Source organism: Aliiroseovarius sediminis (assembly GCF_022678485.1).
GTDB lineage: Bacteria > Pseudomonadota > Alphaproteobacteria > Rhodobacterales > Rhodobacteraceae > Aliiroseovarius > Aliiroseovarius sediminis.
Genome location: NZ_JALBYP010000021.1, coordinates 194,084 through 210,762, shown reverse-complemented (window position 1 = coordinate 210,762; position 16,679 = coordinate 194,084). Strand labels below are relative to the sequence as shown.

The window sequence follows — 16,679 nt, the reverse complement described above, 5'->3', positions numbered from 1 at the left end:
CATGACGTTTCTCAAGCCGCGATGCGCCGACGGGGGCGGGTTTAGCGCACGCCATCTTTGACGCTACTCTTACCGCGGATGAGGGATTGCGCAGTATAGACCACGATCGCCAGCCCGATTGCGCCGACCAGGGCAATGCCAAGCAGCAATATGACGTCGATCGGCCCGCCAATGTCGCGAAGGCTGGAATCCGTGACCGCCTGAACGAACACCACCGCCGCGACGGCGCCGACGGGCATCGAAAGCTGCGCCAGCAGAAACTTGCGCCAGTTTACCGACCGGTCGCGGATCAGGACGTAAATATAGGCAAGCGTGACGATCGCTGAGACGGCGACCATTGCCCAGAACAGGCCCCTGCCGAACATCTCTTCCGCGACTGCGATCATGGTGCCGAATGTCATCTCTTCCATTGTTCTGCCTCCTTCTCAGGCGCGGCCGCGCAGCATGGCGTTGTAGGTCGCCTTGAGCGCGACCGACTTCATCAGCCAGGTGATCCACAGTTCCTCCAGGGGCGCGATGACGCCGGGAAAGGACGGAACCAGGTTGTTGTCATAGTCGAATTCCACCAGCATCGCGCGGCCAATAGCGGTGATCATGGGGCACGAGGTGTAACCGGCATAGCTTGCGCTGCCCTCGCGGCCGTCAATCAACGCGACGAGGTGATCCTCGACCACCGGCACCTGGAACTTGACGCTGGCCGCGGTCTTGCCCTTGGGCACGCCCGCCACGTCACCAAGCGCGAAGATGTCCGGATAGCGGCGGTGGCGCAGGCTGTGCATGTCAACCTCGACCCAGCCCTGATCGGTCCAGCGGTCGGCCCAGCTCAGCCCCGACTGGCGGATGAACTCGGGCGCGCGCTGCGGCGGAATGACGTGAAGGTAGTCGTAGTCCATCTCCTGCTCGCCATTCGGCGTTGTAAAGGTGGCGATCTTCTTTTCAGCATCCACGGATTTCAGGACGTGGCTGTAGGCGGTCGCGAAACCACGATCCGCGAACAGCATCCGCACCTTTTCCGACACGATCGGAACGCTGAAAAGGGCGTCATTATGCGCAGCATAGACGATCTCGGTCTTTCCTGAGTTCCCGGCGCGTCGCGCGATATCGTCGATCAGGAAGGTGTGCTTCAGCGGTGCGCCGGCGCACTTCATCTCGGTCGCGGGACGGGTAAACACCCCCTTGCCGCCGGTCTCGGTGAACGCGGCCGCCGCAGTCCATGTTCGCGCCGCGTAATTCGGCCCGGCATAGAGCGCGCCGATTCCATTCGTTCCGACCATGTCGAGCGAGAAACCCTCGATCGCGTCGTGGTCAAGCACGAGGCCCGGCGCCAGCACCAGGAAGTCGTAATCGACCGACTGCCCACCCGTTGTCGAGACCTTGCGGGTCTCGGGGTCCACGGCGGCGACCGCATCGGGGATAAGAGTCACACCCGACGGCAGCCAGTCTGCTGTGCTGGACACGACGTATCCGGCCGGCTTCAGCCCTGCGGCAACCAGCGACAGACCCGGCTGGTAGAGATGCTCTCGGCGCGGGTCAATAATTGTGATCTTCGCGCCATCAAGCCGCTGCACCAGTCGATTGGCCAGCGCAGTGCCTGCCGCGCCCGCCCCGACGATGACGATCCGGGCCTGCGTCGCGATCGGGGTAACCCTTGCGCCCGCAACTTGCGGGTTTGCGAGCGCACCCGCCCCGGCCAGCGAGGCAAGCGTCATGAATTGTCTGCGATCCATCATGTTCCTATTCCTTCTGCGGGCGACCACTGCTGTCGGCGCTCGGACTGTCCGGTTTAGACAGCGCGCGGTCGTGCTGCATTTCAAGCCACATGGCGTTTACGACGGCAAAGATCGCTGCCAATGGAAGGCCAAGCAGCCAGGCAAAATACCACATCCTGTTTTCCTTTCCTTAATAGGCCGAGTGGGAGTCGGTCACATCCGCCTCGGTCACCTTGCCCCAGAGAACCTTGTAGACCCAGGCCGTGTAAGCCAAGATCAAAGGCATGAAAATCACCGTCGCAACCAGCATCACGAACAAGGTCTGATGCGATGATGAGCTGTCCCAGACCGTCAGCGACGACCGCGGGTCGATGCTGGACGGCAGGATGAACGGAAACATCATCAGCCCGACCGACGAAATCGCGCCGAAAATGCCCAGTTTTGACCACAACAGGGTCGCGCCCTCGCGCCCGGCCCGCAGGCCCAGAACGGTCATGACCATCCCGACCAGCCCCAGAACCGGTGCCAGTGCGATCCATGGCCGCGCGGCGTAAGCCGACAGCCAGCTATCGGTGCGCACGACCTCGGAATACAGCGGGTTGGACGGGCCATTGGCTGCAACCTCCGAGGTGAAGGCATAGCCTTCGATGCCAATCGCCAACCAAAGCCCGGCCAGCACATAGCCCCCGATCGTCACCAACCCCGAAACCGAGCCGATGGCGCGGGCACGCTGGGCCACGATGCTATCCGCCTTGAACGAAAGCCACGCCGCCCCATGGGTCAGCAGCATCGCAAAAGACACCACGCCAGCCAACAGCGCAAAGGGGTTCAGAAGCCCCGCAAACTTGGCATAGAACGCGCCTTCGTAACGGGCAAACAGGTCCGGCGTCAGTTCAAACGGGACGCCTTGCAGAACGTTGCCGACCGCGACGCCGAACAGAAGCGCGGGCACCGCACCACCAGCAAAGAGCGCCCAGTCCCACGTCGCCCGCCAACGCGCGCCGTCACGTTTCGATCGGTATTTGAAAGCCACGGGTCGCACGATAAGCGCCGCCAGAATGACAAACATCGCCAAATAGAAGCCCGAGAAGCTGACCGCGTAAAGCGGCGGCCAGGCGGCAAAGATAGCCCCCCCGCCAAGGATGAACCAGACCTGGTTGCCCTCCCACACCGGGCCGACGGTGTTGATGACCACGCGCCGCTCGACATCTGTTTTGGCGACAAAAGGCAACAACGCGCCCACGCCCATGTCGAACCCGTCGGTCAGTGCAAAGCCGATCAGCAGGATGCCCAGAAGCCCCCACCAGATCACGCGCAGGATATCGTAGCTTATGAATTCATGCAGGATCATGGCAATTACTCCGCTGGTGTGTCGGCAAAGGGAACCTTGCCGTCATGGGTGCGCAGGCGATGTTCGTGCTGCGCGGTCCAGATTTCGGTTTCTTCCACGTCCTCGAACGGGCCTTTGCGGATGTATTTCAGCATCAAGCCAATCTCGACGATGAACAACACCGTGTAGAAGGTGACGAAGCCCGCCAGCGTCAACAGCAGATCGGCCACCGACAGGTGACTGACCGATAGCGCCGTGGGCAACACCCCGTCCACCGTCCACGGTTGGCGGCCGTATTCGGCCACGAACCAGCCCAGTTCGGCCGCGATCCACGGGGTTGGAATGATCATCACCGCCCCCCAAAGCGCCCACCGGGGATAGGTCTGCCTCCGTATGCTGGAACACCAGAAGAAATAGGCCATGACCGCGATGAAGCTGAAGCCCAGAGCCACCATCAGGCGAAACGCCCAGAACAGCGGCCAGACCTTCGGCAAGGTGTCGTTGGATGCCTGAACGATTTGTTCCTCGCTCGCCGCGCGTGGGTCATCGACATAGCGTTTCAGCAAGAAGGCATAGCCCAGATCGCCGCCGTGGCGTTCGAACGTCTCGCGCACGTCCGGCGTGGTGGCCTCGCGGTCTTCGCGGATCGTCATCAGCGCGTCATAGGCGACGATGCCCGAACGGATCCGCTCTTCCGATTGGGCGATCAGCTCGTGAATGCCCGTGATCTCGGTCGTCAGCGACCGCGTGCCGATCAGCCCCATGACATAAGGAATATGCACGGCGTATTTCGTCTCGCGCGCTTCCTGGTCGGGCAGACCGAACAGGGTGAAAGACGCAGGCGCGGGCTCGGATTCCCACATCCCCTCCATCGCCGCCAGCTTCATGCGCTGGCTGTGCGTAGCCGAATAACCGGACTCGTCGCCCAGCACCACCACCGACAAAGCCGAAGCCAACCCGAAGGACGCCGCAACCGTGATGGACCGGCGCGCCAATTCAACATGGCGACCCTTGAGCAGATACCACGCCGACACGCCCAACACGAACACAGACGCCGTGACATAGCCCGCCGATACCGTGTGTACGAATTTCGCCTGTGCGACTTCGTTGAACATGACATCGAAAAAGCTTGTCATCTCCATCCGCATCGTGTCGGGGTTGAACTGTGCGCCGACCGGGTTCTGCATCCAGCCATTGGCGATCAGAATCCACAGCGCCGAGAAGTTGGACCCGATGGCCACCAGCCATGTGACGGTCAGGTGACCCACTTTGCTGAGCTTGTCCCAGCCAAAGAAGAACAGCCCCACAAAGGTTGCCTCCAGGAAAAACGCCATCAGCCCTTCAAGCGCAAGGGGCGCGCCGAAGATGTCACCGACGTAGTGGCTGAAATAGGACCAGTTCATCCCGAACTGAAATTCCATCGTGATACCGGTGGCGACGCCGATGGCGAAGTTGATGCCAAACAGAAGCCCCCAGAATTTCGTCATCTGCCGCCAGATCGGACGGTCGGTCATGACATAGACGGTCTCCATAATGGCGACGATCACGGCCAGACCCAGCGTCAGGGGGACAAACAGGAAGTGATACATAGCCGTCATCGCGAATTGCAGGCGAGACAGCTCAACAACATCAAGTTCCATTTCCGGTACTCCTTCGATGGCATTCTGTTTTCAGGGTAGCGTATCCGAAACCAGGGTCTGGGTTTGAAAGCACCACCGTCATACATTCATGGCCTTAGATATATCAAAGACCGGGTGATCAGCACTGCGGTGCAGTGTCGCTAAAATTGCTGCCTGGGGCAAGGCGGCGCGAACGCCCCTAAGAACACGGTCGGCGGTGTCGCGGTCCAGCCCTTCGGTCGGTTCGTCCAGCAGCAGAAGGCGCGGCTGGCGCAAAATGGCACGCGCAAGCGCCAGACGGCGCGCCTGCCCGCCGGACAAGCCCGCGCCCCCTTCGCCCAAGTCCATGTCCAGCCCGCCGCGGGCGCGAATCATATCGCCCAGCACCACCGCGTCCAGCGCGCGCCACATCTGGCCGTCGTCTACCGCGGCCGCCAGGGCAAGGTTGTCGCGGATCGTGCCCGCCAGCAGCGCACTGCGCTGCGGGACCATGGTCAACGTGTCGCGCAGCGCGTCCTCGGGCCATGTGCCGGGACCGGTGCCCAGAATGGTGATGCCTGTGTCCGGGGCAAGGCCCGCAATCTGCATCAACAGGCTGGTCTTGCCGCTGCCGCTTGGCCCGGTCACCGCCGCCGCCTGCCCCGGCGCAAGCGACAGGGTCAGTGCAGGCTGGTGAATCTGTAAGACGGCAGAAGCGTCGCGATCCATGTCTGGCACAGGCAGCGCGTCCGGCGCCGTATCCGTTTCCAGCGCAATCCGCCCTGCGGCCCCGGCCATCTTGCCGTATTCCGCCACCCCACGCGCCAGCGGCGGCAGGGTTTCGGCCAGCGCCAGCGCAACGAAAATGCCAATCGCGCCGCTTGCCGGGCCAATCGCGCCCCCGGCGACGGCCCAACCGCCGACCAGCAGCGCAAGCCCCGTCACCCCGGCCACCAGAGCCGACAGGCCCGCGCCCGCCAACCGCTCGGCCCGGTCAAGGCTGCGCGCGGCCTGTCGGGTGGCGCTGTCCAACTCGCCAAGCTGCGCCTCACGCGGGCCAAGGGCCCCATCAAGGATCAGCGCCTGTCGGCCCCGGATCATGTCGATCACCCCGCGCCGCAGCGCCTGCGCCAGTGTTTCGGCCCGGTCGGACGGGTTCACGGTTGTGCGTCCCAACGCCAAGAAGATCAGCGCGGCGAGCGGCACATATCCCAGCCCCACAGCCAGCGCGACGGGCCAACCCGCCAGCCAGCCAAGCGCCGCAAAGACGACCGCATGGGTGACAAGACCCGCCAGCGCCGGCAGGAACAGCCGCAAGATCACACCGTCCAGCGCATCGACGTCCGAGACGATGCGGGTCAGCACCGCTTCGGCCCTGAGCCGCGACAGTGCGCGCGCGCCCAGCCTTGCCTGCCCGCGCAAAAGCGTCACCCGCAGCGCCGCCAGCGCACGCAGGGTGGCGTCATGGGTCAGCAGCCGTTCACCATAGCGCGCCGCCGTGCGTCCCAGCGCCAGAAACCGCACGCCTGCCGAGGGGCGAAAGACGTCAAACGCGATGCCCACGCCTGCCAATCCCGCAACGCCGGTCGCGGTGATGAACCATCCCGACAGGCCCAGAAGGGCCGCGCCCATCAACAGAACGATTACCGACAACAGCGCCCCCCGGAACATGGCCTGCGGCGCGGCGCTTAGCAGCACACGAATGATAGGAAGAAGCGCCTTCATGACGGGATCTCGATTATTCTGTCCATGGCACCTGCCAGCGCCGGATCATGTGTCGCAACGATCAGGCTGTGTCCGGCCCGTTTTAGCCCAAGCAGCGCGTCGATGACGCGGGCGGCAGTGTCCGGGTCCAGATCGGCGGTCGGCTCGTCGGCCAGGATCAACTCGCGCCCGCTCAGGACCGCGCGGGCGATCATCAGCCGCCGCGCCTCGCCGCCCGACACGCCACCACCGGTTTCGCCAAGGCGGGTGTGCAGCCCGTCGGGCAACCGCGCAACAAAACGGTCGGCATTGGCAAGGCGCAACGCGGGCCTCGGATCGGCAACATCGTCACCCAGCCAATCGCGCAGGGTCTGGTCGGGGAAATGCGGGGCTTGGGGGATCAGGGCGACACGCGCGCGCCAAGCATCTGCGGTGCCGTGGTCCAGCGGCGTGCCGCAGACGTTGATATGGCCCTCTGCCAGCGGAACCAATCCCGCGATGGCCAGAAGCGCCGTACTTTTACCCGCCCCGCTGGGTCCGGTCAGCGCAACGGCCTCGCCCACGTCCAGCCGCAGGTCCGGCAAGGCCAGCCGCGTGCCGGGCAATGCGACCACCGCTCCTGACAGATCGACCGACAGCGGGCCATCCAGCGGCGCGCAACGCTCGGCCAGTCCAAGGAAGGGCACACGGTCGGCGGCGTCCAGCGCGTCCAGCTCGGCCACCACCGACAGCCCCGCCGCGCGGTCATGCCACGCGGTTGCCAGATCGCGGAAGGGCTGGAAGAACTCGGGCGCGATCAGCAGCAGGAACAGCCCTTCGGCCAGTCCAAGCGATCCGCCCCAACTGCCGAACGTGATTTCGCCCAGCAAGGTAAAGCCAACAAGAACCGCGACCATCGCGACGCCTATGGCGCTGAACAGCTCCAAAACGGTCGAGGACAGGAACGCCACCCGCAAGACCGCCATGGTGCGCAGGCGCAGCCCCTCGGCCCGCGTCGCGAAATCGCGCGTGGCCCGCCCGGTCGCGCCCAGAAGCCGGATGTCCAGCATGGCCGACAGCCGGTCCATCAGCATCGCGTTCATCGCCCCGATCTCGACCATCTGCTTGCGCGAGGCATCCTCGGCCGCCATCCCGACCAGCGCCATGAAAACAGGGATAAGGGGCCCGGCCACCAACAGGACCAGCCCCGCCGCCCAAGAAAACCAGAAGGTGATCGCCAGCAAGACAAGCGGCAGCAACGACACCCGCACCATCGCGACGTAATAACGGGTGATCCACGGTTGCAGCAGCGGCAGTTTTTGCACCAGAAGCGCGGCCACCTCGGCCGAGGTGACTGGCGCACGTGCCCGCCCCTCGCGCCCGATCAGGGTCGCGCGTTCGCGGGCAATGGTCTGGTCGGCGGCGTCAAAAAGACAGTAGCCCGCCCGGTGATCCAAAGCGGCCCGGACAAGCCCCCCAACCACGAAGACAGCAGCCGCGGGTGCGGTGCGCCCCATGTCGCCCAAAACCCAGCCCGCGACCGCCCAGGCCAGAACGCCTGCCTGAAGCGGCCAGATCAAGCCAGACAGAACTGACAGCACGCCCGCCTTGCGCAGCGTGCCGGCGACCGGTGCGATGATCCGGTCCTGCGCGCGGCGGCGGCTGGTTGATTCCGTCTGGTTGCCCGGTTCGCTCATACTCGATTGGCCTTTCGCGCGTCTGGCGCGCAGGGGACCACGGGCGGCATGGGCTTTCAAGTCACCAAGGCCGGGGGTGCGACACCAAGGCCACCGGCGCGGGCTGGGTCACAGGTGTGGTGCATCGTCCCAAAACGCCGGATGCGGCGCGTCGCTGCCGCGCCAGTTGGTTAGAAGATCCAGCAAAGCCACGGTAAACGCAGCCGTGAACGCCCCCGCGAGGGTCAGGACGACCCGCGTGAAGGTCGCATAGGTGGGGTCTTGCGTGGACAACGCCCCTGCCACCAGCGACAGCATCACGGAATAGCCGTATTGGTAAACCATGCTGGGGTGGCGTCCGTCCAACATCCTGCTGCCCAGATACAGGCCCGACAGGAATATCAAGCCCAGCAGGATCAAAAGGTGCTGCGAGAAGGTGAACACGGCCAGCACAGCCAGAGTAATCCACGCGCCGTAAAACGTGGCCCGCACACGCTGCCATGCCTCGGACCAGACTGCGGTGCGGGTGGGAAACACGATCACCATCGCCGCCACCATCGCCATCATCATGTCCGAGGGTTGCATGACCGAATAGAGCCAGAACGACAGACCCAGCAAAACGGTGGCCCGGATGGCGGCGCCCATGTCGATATTGCCGGGGCTGGGCACGGGGTTGTCCACGTGTTTTTCAGTCGTACGGGCGGGCAGAACCAGATAGACCAGCGGCCCGATCAGCCCCGCAACCAGCGCGGCTTGAACGAACCCGTCGCGCATGGTCTCAACCGTGGCAGAGCCGTGCATCCCCATCACCGACATCAGGACCGCGACAATGATGATCAACATTCCCATCGGGGCGCCGGTTTTCAGGATCATCCGAAACGCCGCAAAATAAACCAGCCACAGCGCGCCCACATAGACAACTGGCAACGGGCGCAACTGTTCAACGAACCACGTCATCACGTAGACCAGAATGATCATCACGATCGGGGCAGCAATCATCTTGACCGGGTTGAACGCCTTGCGCTGCGCGGCAATCAGCCCCACGGGAAGGGCCGCAATGATGGGCGGCAGCGCCGGGTTGATGATCGGGATGGCTGCATAAGCCAGCATGCCCGTCAGACCAAGGCGCACCGCATACAGCGGGTCTTCGTTCACATTGGGACGTGGGGTGACATACATCGCGCGATCCTGCCCGGATTAGTGCAGGAAGCTGGTCCAGGACCGGACCCGTTGCAGCCCGCCTGCGATCCAGGCGATGGGGTTGGACTTGCCACCCGCAAAGACAACCGCGTGGACCTTGCCGCCCACCCGCGCCGGACGGGGCCAATCGTCCATGCCGCCAGCCAACTCGATCCGCACGGGAATGCGGCGAGCGGGTTCGAACCAGCGGTTCGTCGGCTGGTTCACGACCAGACCGCCCTGCACATTGCGCCCCGGATTGATGCCCCACGCGATGCTTTGAACGCGGCCTTCCAGAATGCGTCCGGGCACGGCGTCGAACAGCAGGTTGGCGCTGTCGCCGACCTCGATCTTTTGCAACTGGTTTTCGCGCAGATCGACCGTGACCCAGGCGGCATCCGCGTCGATAAAGGTCAGGGCGGGATTGCCTGCGCCGACGAACTGGCCCTCGGACAGTTGCACGTTGGTCACGACGCCATAATGCGGCGCGCGCACGGTGGTCGAGGCAAGGTCATATTGCGCCCGCTCAAGCTGAGCCTGCGCTGCAAGGATGGCGGGGTTGTCCTCGCCGTCGGGCCCAAGCTGTTCGCGTGCGCTTTCAAGGCTTGCCTGCGCCGAGGCCAACCGGGCTTCGGCATCTGCCACCTGCCCGCGCGCCTTGTCGCCCTGCGCCGCCGATGCAATGCCGCGCTCTTCCAGACGGAAGATGCGGTCGGCCTCGGCGCGAGTGGTGTCAAGCGCGGTGCGCGCCTGGGTTACTGTGGCCTGTGCGGCGACCAACGACGCGCTTGAGGCGTTGATCCCTTGCGTTGTCGACATCAGGTTCGCCTCGGCCTGTGCCAGCGCCAGATCGAAGGGACGGGTATCAAGTGTGAACAGAGGGTCGCCTGATTGCACCACGGCATCGTCCATAACATGCACCTCTGTCACCTCGCCCGAGACCTTGGGCGCGACCTGCACGACATGGGCGGCAATAACTCCGCGTGATGTAGACGGCGCCAAACGATCGCTCAGCGCATAGACCACTGTCATCGCGAGCAATAGCACAATAACGATCACGGAGATCGCCTTGGCGGGGTTGCTGGCCTGATCGGCGGCGTCGGTTGTGGTCGGGGTCTGGCCGGTCGCAGAGGCTTGTGGCTCACGCACTGTCATTCCTTCCTGTCTTTGTCGAAACCTCAGGTAGACATGAATTGCAGGGAAAGGACCAGTGGAAATTCGCGCAAGCTTTTAACCCACGCAGAACCATGCGCCCTGCCCGTAACGCAGAAGCCTGCCCTTGGTTAAGCGATGGTTGTGCGATCCGAACCGGTGCGCCCTCTCTCTGGCTGCTAACTTGCCCAGACCGAACGTCAAGTCGCCGGAAAATCTGGCAGATCACTTCGAGCTCATATAAATTGGGTTATAGAGCCACGCTACCGTGAGAGATGGCAGTTGTGCGAAATCACGGTTGCGCGACCGGGCGCTGCCCTCGCAATCCGCCGGCATTTCAGCCCAAACTAAGGTCCCGTCTTGCGCGGGACACGTCTTCTTTTAGGAGGCCAGTTCGGATCATCCCGCTTGATAGCCCGTGCACTCCAAATCCCGGCGGGGACGCCAATGACCAGCCCCAGCACGCCGGCAGCGGCGAAGGCAATCCAAGTGACCCATTCCAAGCTGAGAAACACGACCACCGCAGTACCGGTAACACAGGCAACCCATATGGCGATCATTAGAAGTCGGAGAGGTCTGAACATGACCGTACTCCTTTCCTTATTGTGACGGTTATTGATGCAACGCGCGAAAGCGGAGGGGGTTCCAAAAGCGTGCGGGGGGTCTTCACGACTGTCCTCAGCCTTGGCGTGTGTAAGGGCCGACCACCCTCCTGCGCGACGCCGCGACGCTGCAAAAAATCGTGACCAATGCGCCACAATGTTTCAATATACAACACAATTGTGAAACTTTTGTTCGCGACCTAAGGTTCATAATCTGTTAACGTGTTCATATCGAAAGATCTCTGGTGGGGAAAATGGTGCGTCATATTCAGGCGCGAACCGAATAACTGGAGTGGGGAAATGGTATATAAGTCACAGATAAAACAGATTAAAACACCACAACGTGTCGTTCGTTATCTTCGACAGCAAACACCGCCGAAAACAGATAGAACCAAAACCGAGGAACCGGAAACGCCCGCTGTGGTGTTCACGGACTGGGCCAGTATCTGACGGGTTTTCACGGTTGAGCAACACGCTTAAATTGGGATCATGACTGATCCTGTTTCGTCCATACGCAATCTTGGGCCAGCGTCGGATGCATCTTTCGCACGGGCTGGCATTCACACGGCGCATGAACTGCGAGACTTGGGCGCTGATGAGGGCTACCGTCGGCTGTTGGCGGCGGGTTCGCAACCTCACTTTATCGGCTATTACGCCATGGTCATGGGGTTGCAGGGCCGCCCGTGGAACGACTGCAAGGGCAAAGAAAAAGTCGAATTGCGTGCGCGGTTTGATGCACTAAAGGCCGAAGCGAGTGCGAACAAGCCGCCGGAAGACAAGATGGAAGCGATCTTGGATGAGATCGGGGTGCTAAAAAACCCGAACCTTTGAGATAGCTCACTATGTGAGCCTATGGGGCGCTGCCCCTCGCGACCAAGGCCGCTCGCCCCAAGATATTTTCAGCCAGAAAAAGACAGGTGAAGGAAAAAGGCCGCCCGATTTTCTTCGGACGGCCTATCGTCATCTTTTGTCATTTTGACGGCGCCGCTTAGCCGACCAGTTCAAGACCCGAGAAGAAGTAAGCGATTTCTTCTTTGGCGGTTTCCGGCGCGTCCGAGCCGTGGACCGAGTTTTCTCCGACGGACTCGGCGAATTCTTTACGGATCGTGCCTTCGTCCGCGTCTGCCGGGTTGGTCGCGCCCATCACATCACGATAGGCTTTGATCGCGTTTTCGCCTTCCAACACCTGAACGACGACCGGTTCCGAGATCATGAATTCCACCAATTCGCCGAAGAAGGGGCGTTCTTTGTGGACGCCATAGAAGGTTTCGGCCTGAGACTGGGTCATGTGGATGCGTTTCTGCGCGATGATGCGCAGGCCCGCGGCTTCGATCTTGGCGTTGATCGCACCGGTCAGGTTGCGTTTGGTGGCATCGGGTTTGATGATCGAGAACGTGCGTTGAATGGCCATGTTGATCCTTTTGCGTTTTGGGGCGCGGGGACGCTGCCCATGACAGCCCCCCGCGCGTGTTAGTTGCGGCTCCCGTAGCATGGGCTTGGGGTTTTGAAAAGTGGCGATTGATGCTGCATGGCGCGAACTTGGGCCGCTCATCTGGCCCAACCAATTACCCCGACATACGAGGTATTTGCCCACCGAAAGTATATCCGACTGTTTCAGTAAGTTTTAGCTTGCCTTATGCCTGACTTTTTCTGTAAGCATTTCGCGATTCCACTCCAGAAAAGGAACTCTCATGTCAATCATTCGCTCCGCCGCTGCCGCCATGCTGTCAGCCGCCGCCCTGTTTCCGGTGACAGCCACCGCAGAGCAAACACCGGCGCAACTTACATATGAACAATTTGAAGCGGCCGTTCCGCATATCGATCTTGAAAACTGCCCGGACAGCCTTGCGCAGGAAAACGCGTTCTGCCGGGCGTCTATTCTGCATGAACAAATCCACGTTTTCGTCTTTTCGTACGATGGCGACAGCCCGATGGTCGGTTTCGCGACATTCGAGGCTGACGGCATTGAAACGCTGTTGAACTAAGAAATTCGGCGTCGGGCGTCTGGCGCCGGCTTGGTGGCTCTGGTATGCGCCACGCATGTTACGCATTTCAGACATCACTTATGCCGTCGAAGGCCGCCCGCTGTTCGAAGGCGCCTCGGCCACCATTCCTGATGGTCACAAGGTTGGTCTTGTGGGGCGAAATGGCACCGGAAAGACCACGTTGTTTCGCCTGATCCGGGGCGAGTTATCTTTGGAATCGGGTGAAATTTCGGTGCCAAAGGGCGCACGGATCGGGGGGGTGGCGCAGGAGGTTCCGGCCTCGCAAACGTCGCTTCTGGACACGGTGCTGGCCGCCGACACCGAGCGTGCCGCCCTGATGGACGAGGCCGAGACCGCCAGCGACGCAACACGCATTGCCGATATTCAGACCCGGTTGACCGATATCGACGCCTGGAGCGCCGAGGCGCGGGCATCATCCATCCTCAAGGGGCTGGGGTTCGACGATCACCAGCACGCCCTGCCCTGTGCCGATTTTTCCGGTGGATGGCGGATGCGTGTGGCGTTGGCTGCCGTATTGTTTGCCCAGCCTGATCTTTTGCTGCTGGACGAACCGACCAACTATCTGGACCTTGAAGGTGCGCTTTGGCTGGAGCAATACCTGACACGCTATCCCCACACGGTCCTGATCATCAGCCACGACCGCGGGCTTCTGAACCGCTCGGTTGGTGCGATCCTGCACCTCGAAGACAAGAAGCTGACGCTTTACCAAGGCCCCTATGATCGCTTCGCCGAAACCCGCGCGGCGCGTTTGGCCGTGGCGGAAAGTGAAAACCGAAAGGTGGAAGCCCGCCGCGCCCATCTTCAGAGTTTCGTGGACCGGTTCCGCGCGAAGGCGTCGAAGGCCGTGCAAGCCCAATCTCGGCTGAAGATGATCGAGAAGCTCAAGACCATCTCGACCCCGCAAGAGGCCGCGTTGAAGGCGTTCAGCTTTCCCGAGCCCGAGGAACTGTCGCCCCCGATCATCAATATGGAGGGCGCATCCTGCGGCTATGGTGACACCACCATTCTGTCGCGGATGGACCTGCGCATTGATCAGGACGACCGGATCGCGCTTTTGGGCAAGAACGGTCAGGGCAAATCCACCTTGTCAAAGCTGTTGGCCGATCGTCTGCCCCTGATGAGCGGACGCATGACCAAGTCATCCAAGCTACGCATCGGCTATTTCGCCCAGCACCAGATGGACGAACTTTACGAAGATGAAACCCCCATCGACCACCTGCGCCGTCTGCGCCCCAACGAACTGCCCGGTCGCCATCGCGCGCGGCTGGCAGGCTTCGGGCTGGGGGCCGATCAGGCGGAAACTGTGGTGGCCCGGCTGTCAGGCGGCCAGAAAGCGCGGTTGACGCTGCTGCTGGCAACGCTGGACGCGCCGCATCTGTTGATCCTTGACGAGCCGACCAACCACCTGGACATCGAAAGCCGCGAGGCGTTGGTCGAGGCGCTGACAGCTTATACCGGCGCGGTCGTTCTGGTCAGCCACGACATGCACCTGTTGGGGCTGGTGGCCGACCGGCTGTGGCTGGTGAACAAGGGTGGCGTCGCCCCGTTCGAGGGCGATCTGGACGATTACCGAAAGATGCTTCTAACAGCGGATGAGGACAGGAAACCAGCCAAGGTGAAACCCGCCCCCGCCACTTCCAAGCGCGCCGACCGTGACACGATCCTTGCCTTGCGGTCCGAGCTGCGAAAAGCCGAAGCACGGGTTGAAAAGCTGGAGGCGATGCGCGACAAGCTGGACGCAAAACTGGGCGACCCCGCAATCTATGAACCCGAGCGCAAGGACGAGGTCGTTGTCTGGCAAAAGAAACACGCCGAGGTGCACGAGGCACTGGACCGGGCCGAAGAACTTTGGCTGCGCGCGCAGGGAAAGTTAGAGAAAGCCGAAGGTTAAACTTGGATCTTGATGTTTTCATTCCCGCATTTGTCACGCTTTTCGTGGTGATGGACCCCATTGGCATCTTGCCGCTTTTTATTGCTCTGACACAGGGCAAAACAGCGCAGGAACGACGGTCGATTGCATTGCGCGCCTGCTTGATTGCGGGCGTTTTGTTGGTTCTGTTCGCGTTTCTGGGTGAAAATGTTTTGGGCTCGCTTGGCATCTCGATGCCTGCGTTCCGCATTTCCGGTGGTATTCTATTGCTATTGCTGGCGCTGGACATGTTGTTTGAACGCCGCACGCAGCGGCGCAAGGATCAAAGTGAGGAAGGCGTCGAAAGCGAAGATGATCCTTCGGTTTTCCCGCTGGCCATGCCGCTCTTGGCCGGACCGGGATCAATTGCTACGATGATCCTGTTGTCCGGCCAGGGGGATGGGTTTTCGGGCGTGACGCTTGCGCTGATCGCAATGACGCTGGTCTTGCTGATCACCTTCTTGATGTTCAACATCGCATCCCTGCTGGAGCATATGCTGCGCGAAACCGGGATCAAGATCGTGACCCGCGTGTTGGGGATGCTTTTGGCAGCCTTGGCGGTTCAGTTCATCTTGGACGGACTGCACAATTTCGGCATGTTAAGCTGACGCGGCTCATATACCCAATCCGCACCTGACCCAAGACGACCGGGTGACATCCTGTGCGCGCGTTCCTATATCTTGATCAAAGGGATGTACGGAGATCACGATGACCGGCGATGACTATGCCCGGATAGCCTATTTCACGCTGCTTCTGGCGGCGATTGGTGGGTATTTCATTGCCGAAAACCGCAAGAACATCGGTCAAACCCTGCGTCATGCCCTGATCTGGGCGCTGATTTTCGTTGGCGCGTTGGCGGGTGTTGGGCTGTGGAACGACATCCGCAACGACATCTCGCCGCGCCAAAGCGTGGTGCAGGAAACCGGGCAGATCGTCTTGCCGCGCGCCTTTGACGGGCATTTCTATGCAACCCTTTTGATGAACGGGCAGCCCGTCGACTTTGTCATCGATACCGGTGCCAGCCAGATCGTCCTGACGAAAGAGGATGCCTTGAAAGCAGGTGTTCAGATGGACGCGCTACGCTTTTTCGGTCGCGCGATGAGCGCGAATGGCCCCGTGCGCACCGCCCCCGCCCGTATCGCGCGGGTCGAGCTTTTGGGCATCATGGATTACGGGGTCGAGGTCTGGGTGAATGACGGCGAAATGCCGGGGTCGCTTCTGGGCAATGATTATTTGCAACGGTTCGAGAAAATTGAGATTTTGAGCGACAAGCTGATCCTGACACGATAGCCGTCACTTTTCATCGAAAAAACGGGTGGTTACGAGCTTGCCTTCATCTCCCACCGGCCACTTTCCTGGCTCCAGTATTTCGCGGTGCAACCTGCCGCGACTACCTCTTTCCATTGTGATCTAGCATGAGCAACGGCATCGGGGTCGTTGCCGTCAAACAATATGCTGACGCGGGTCAGGCGGGTCATTTCATCCGCGCTGACCAATGCGCCATCCACCGCGATCAAAGTGTTGGCAGCGTTGGGAAAGTCACTATCGGTTGTCAAAAGAACCGGTTGGTCGGCGTCATGCGGCCCGCCCGCCTGCCCGTGCGGCAGGAAGCCGTCATCGGTGGTGGTCCACAGCCGTTCGTCCAGCCATGTCATCCGCCCTGCATCGGTGCCGCGAACGCAGACCGTCCAGCCTGCGCTCAGCGATTTTTGCAACAGTGCTGGCAGCGTGGCCTCAAGCGGGCTGCGCGTCATGTGATAGAACAGGACCTCGCCGCCTGTTTTATCCTGCGCGCCCTGCCCGCCCGATTTATCCGCTGCCGCGTCGGTCATGCC

General features: G+C 61.6%; 16 protein-coding genes. 5 read left to right on the top strand and 11 right to left on the bottom strand.

Annotated elements, in window-relative coordinates:
• Nucleotides 1-41: 41 nt before the first annotated feature.
• The 9 genes from MN186_RS03405 to MN186_RS03365 all read right to left on the bottom strand — a co-directional run bounded on the left by MN186_RS03405 (nucleotide 42) and on the right by MN186_RS03365 (nucleotide 10,324).
• Nucleotides 42-410: a DUF5368 domain-containing protein gene (locus tag MN186_RS03405; protein ID WP_242111518.1), complete on the bottom strand. Its 369-nt coding sequence runs from the start codon at nucleotides 408-410 to the stop codon at nucleotides 42-44.
• Nucleotides 411-425: 15 nt separating this feature from the next.
• Entirely contained in the window at nucleotides 426-1,730 is a 1,305-nt protein-coding gene (locus MN186_RS03400) for an NAD(P)/FAD-dependent oxidoreductase (protein ID WP_476726581.1), read from the bottom strand.
• Nucleotides 1,731-1,734: 4 nt separating this feature from the next.
• Complete coding sequence (gene cydX / locus MN186_RS03395; RefSeq protein WP_242111517.1) at nucleotides 1,735-1,884, bottom strand: cytochrome bd-I oxidase subunit CydX; 150 nt, start codon at nucleotides 1,882-1,884, stop codon at nucleotides 1,735-1,737.
• Between the two features lie 15 nt (nucleotides 1,885-1,899).
• On the bottom strand, nucleotides 1,900-3,060 hold the full coding sequence (gene cydB, locus MN186_RS03390; protein ID WP_242111516.1) for a cytochrome d ubiquinol oxidase subunit II: 1,161 nt from the start codon (nucleotides 3,058-3,060) through the stop codon (nucleotides 1,900-1,902).
• Nucleotides 3,061-3,065: 5 nt separating this feature from the next.
• Entirely contained in the window at nucleotides 3,066-4,679 is a 1,614-nt protein-coding gene (locus tag MN186_RS03385) for a cytochrome ubiquinol oxidase subunit I (protein ID WP_242111514.1), read from the bottom strand.
• Between the two features lie 78 nt (nucleotides 4,680-4,757).
• Nucleotides 4,758-6,362 (bottom strand): amino acid ABC transporter ATP-binding/permease protein, encoded by a 1,605-nt coding sequence (locus MN186_RS03380; protein WP_242111512.1) that lies wholly within the window; start codon nucleotides 6,360-6,362, stop codon nucleotides 4,758-4,760.
• Nucleotides 6,359-8,017: an ABC transporter ATP-binding protein/permease gene (locus tag MN186_RS03375; RefSeq protein ID WP_242111510.1), complete on the bottom strand. Its 1,659-nt coding sequence runs from the start codon at nucleotides 8,015-8,017 to the stop codon at nucleotides 6,359-6,361. The genes MN186_RS03380 and MN186_RS03375 overlap by 4 nt, the downstream gene beginning before the upstream one ends.
• A gap of 108 nt (nucleotides 8,018-8,125) precedes the next feature.
• On the bottom strand, nucleotides 8,126-9,175 hold the full coding sequence (locus tag MN186_RS03370; RefSeq protein ID WP_242111509.1) for an FUSC family protein: 1,050 nt from the start codon (nucleotides 9,173-9,175) through the stop codon (nucleotides 8,126-8,128).
• An 18-nt stretch (nucleotides 9,176-9,193) separates the two neighbouring features.
• Nucleotides 9,194-10,324 (bottom strand): HlyD family secretion protein, encoded by a 1,131-nt coding sequence (locus MN186_RS03365; protein WP_242111508.1) that lies wholly within the window; start codon nucleotides 10,322-10,324, stop codon nucleotides 9,194-9,196.
• Between the two features lie 1,094 nt (nucleotides 10,325-11,418).
• On the opposite strand from MN186_RS03365, the gene MN186_RS03360 reads away from it, so the two are divergent.
• Nucleotides 11,419-11,760, top strand: a complete 342-nt coding sequence (locus MN186_RS03360; protein WP_242111506.1) for a TfoX/Sxy family DNA transformation protein — start codon at nucleotides 11,419-11,421, stop codon at nucleotides 11,758-11,760.
• Nucleotides 11,761-11,917: 157 nt separating this feature from the next.
• On the opposite strand, the gene ndk is transcribed toward MN186_RS03360, so the two are convergent.
• Entirely contained in the window at nucleotides 11,918-12,340 is a 423-nt protein-coding gene (ndk, locus tag MN186_RS03355) for a nucleoside-diphosphate kinase (RefSeq protein ID WP_242111504.1), read from the bottom strand.
• 280 nt (nucleotides 12,341-12,620) lie between these two features.
• Between ndk and MN186_RS03350 the strand changes: the two genes are divergently transcribed.
• The 4 genes from MN186_RS03350 (at nucleotide 12,621) to MN186_RS03335 (ending at nucleotide 16,134) form a co-directional block, all read left to right on the top strand.
• The gene (locus MN186_RS03350) at nucleotides 12,621-12,914 is read left to right on the top strand and encodes a hypothetical protein (protein WP_242111502.1); all 294 of its coding nucleotides are present in this window, start codon (nucleotides 12,621-12,623) and stop codon (nucleotides 12,912-12,914) included.
• Nucleotides 12,915-12,969: 55 nt separating this feature from the next.
• On the top strand, nucleotides 12,970-14,826 hold the full coding sequence (locus MN186_RS03345; protein ID WP_242111500.1) for an ABC-F family ATP-binding cassette domain-containing protein: 1,857 nt from the start codon (nucleotides 12,970-12,972) through the stop codon (nucleotides 14,824-14,826).
• A gap of 2 nt (nucleotides 14,827-14,828) precedes the next feature.
• Nucleotides 14,829-15,452, top strand: coding sequence for a MarC family protein (locus MN186_RS03340; protein WP_255743700.1), 624 nt, complete (start codon nucleotides 14,829-14,831; stop codon nucleotides 15,450-15,452).
• A 100-nt stretch (nucleotides 15,453-15,552) separates the two neighbouring features.
• On the top strand, nucleotides 15,553-16,134 hold the full coding sequence (locus MN186_RS03335) for a retropepsin-like aspartic protease family protein (RefSeq protein WP_242111499.1): 582 nt from the start codon (nucleotides 15,553-15,555) through the stop codon (nucleotides 16,132-16,134).
• A gap of 29 nt (nucleotides 16,135-16,163) precedes the next feature.
• On the opposite strand, the gene MN186_RS03330 is transcribed toward MN186_RS03335, so the two are convergent.
• A complete protein-coding gene (locus MN186_RS03330) occupies nucleotides 16,164-16,676 on the bottom strand; it encodes a DNA polymerase III subunit chi (RefSeq protein WP_255743698.1) in 513 nt (170 codons plus the stop codon).
• Between the last annotated feature and the right edge of the window lie 3 nt (nucleotides 16,677-16,679).

Coding starts and splice junctions, on each gene's coding strand:
- MN186_RS03405 (WP_242111518.1), bottom strand. CDS start 410: ATGGAAGAGATGACATTCGGCACCATGATCGCAGTCGCGGAAGAGATG.
- MN186_RS03400 (WP_476726581.1), bottom strand. CDS start 1,730: ATGATGGATCGCAGACAATTCATGACGCTTGCCTCGCTGGCCGGGGCG.
- cydX (WP_242111517.1), bottom strand. CDS start 1,884: ATGTGGTATTTTGCCTGGCTGCTTGGCCTTCCATTGGCAGCGATCTTT.
- cydB (WP_242111516.1), bottom strand. CDS start 3,060: ATGATCCTGCATGAATTCATAAGCTACGATATCCTGCGCGTGATCTGG.
- MN186_RS03385 (WP_242111514.1), bottom strand. CDS start 4,679: ATGGAACTTGATGTTGTTGAGCTGTCTCGCCTGCAATTCGCGATGACG.
- MN186_RS03380 (WP_242111512.1), bottom strand. CDS start 6,362: ATGAAGGCGCTTCTTCCTATCATTCGTGTGCTGCTAAGCGCCGCGCCG.
- MN186_RS03375 (WP_242111510.1), bottom strand. CDS start 8,017: ATGAGCGAACCGGGCAACCAGACGGAATCAACCAGCCGCCGCCGCGCG.
- MN186_RS03370 (WP_242111509.1), bottom strand. CDS start 9,175: ATGTATGTCACCCCACGTCCCAATGTGAACGAAGACCCGCTGTATGCG.
- MN186_RS03360 (WP_242111506.1), top strand. CDS start 11,419: ATGACTGATCCTGTTTCGTCCATACGCAATCTTGGGCCAGCGTCGGAT.
- ndk (WP_242111504.1), bottom strand. CDS start 12,340: ATGGCCATTCAACGCACGTTCTCGATCATCAAACCCGATGCCACCAAA.
- MN186_RS03350 (WP_242111502.1), top strand. CDS start 12,621: ATGTCAATCATTCGCTCCGCCGCTGCCGCCATGCTGTCAGCCGCCGCC.
- MN186_RS03345 (WP_242111500.1), top strand. CDS start 12,970: ATGTTACGCATTTCAGACATCACTTATGCCGTCGAAGGCCGCCCGCTG.
- MN186_RS03335 (WP_242111499.1), top strand. CDS start 15,553: ATGACCGGCGATGACTATGCCCGGATAGCCTATTTCACGCTGCTTCTG.
- MN186_RS03330 (WP_255743698.1), bottom strand. CDS start 16,676: ATGACCGACGCGGCAGCGGATAAATCGGGCGGGCAGGGCGCGCAGGAT.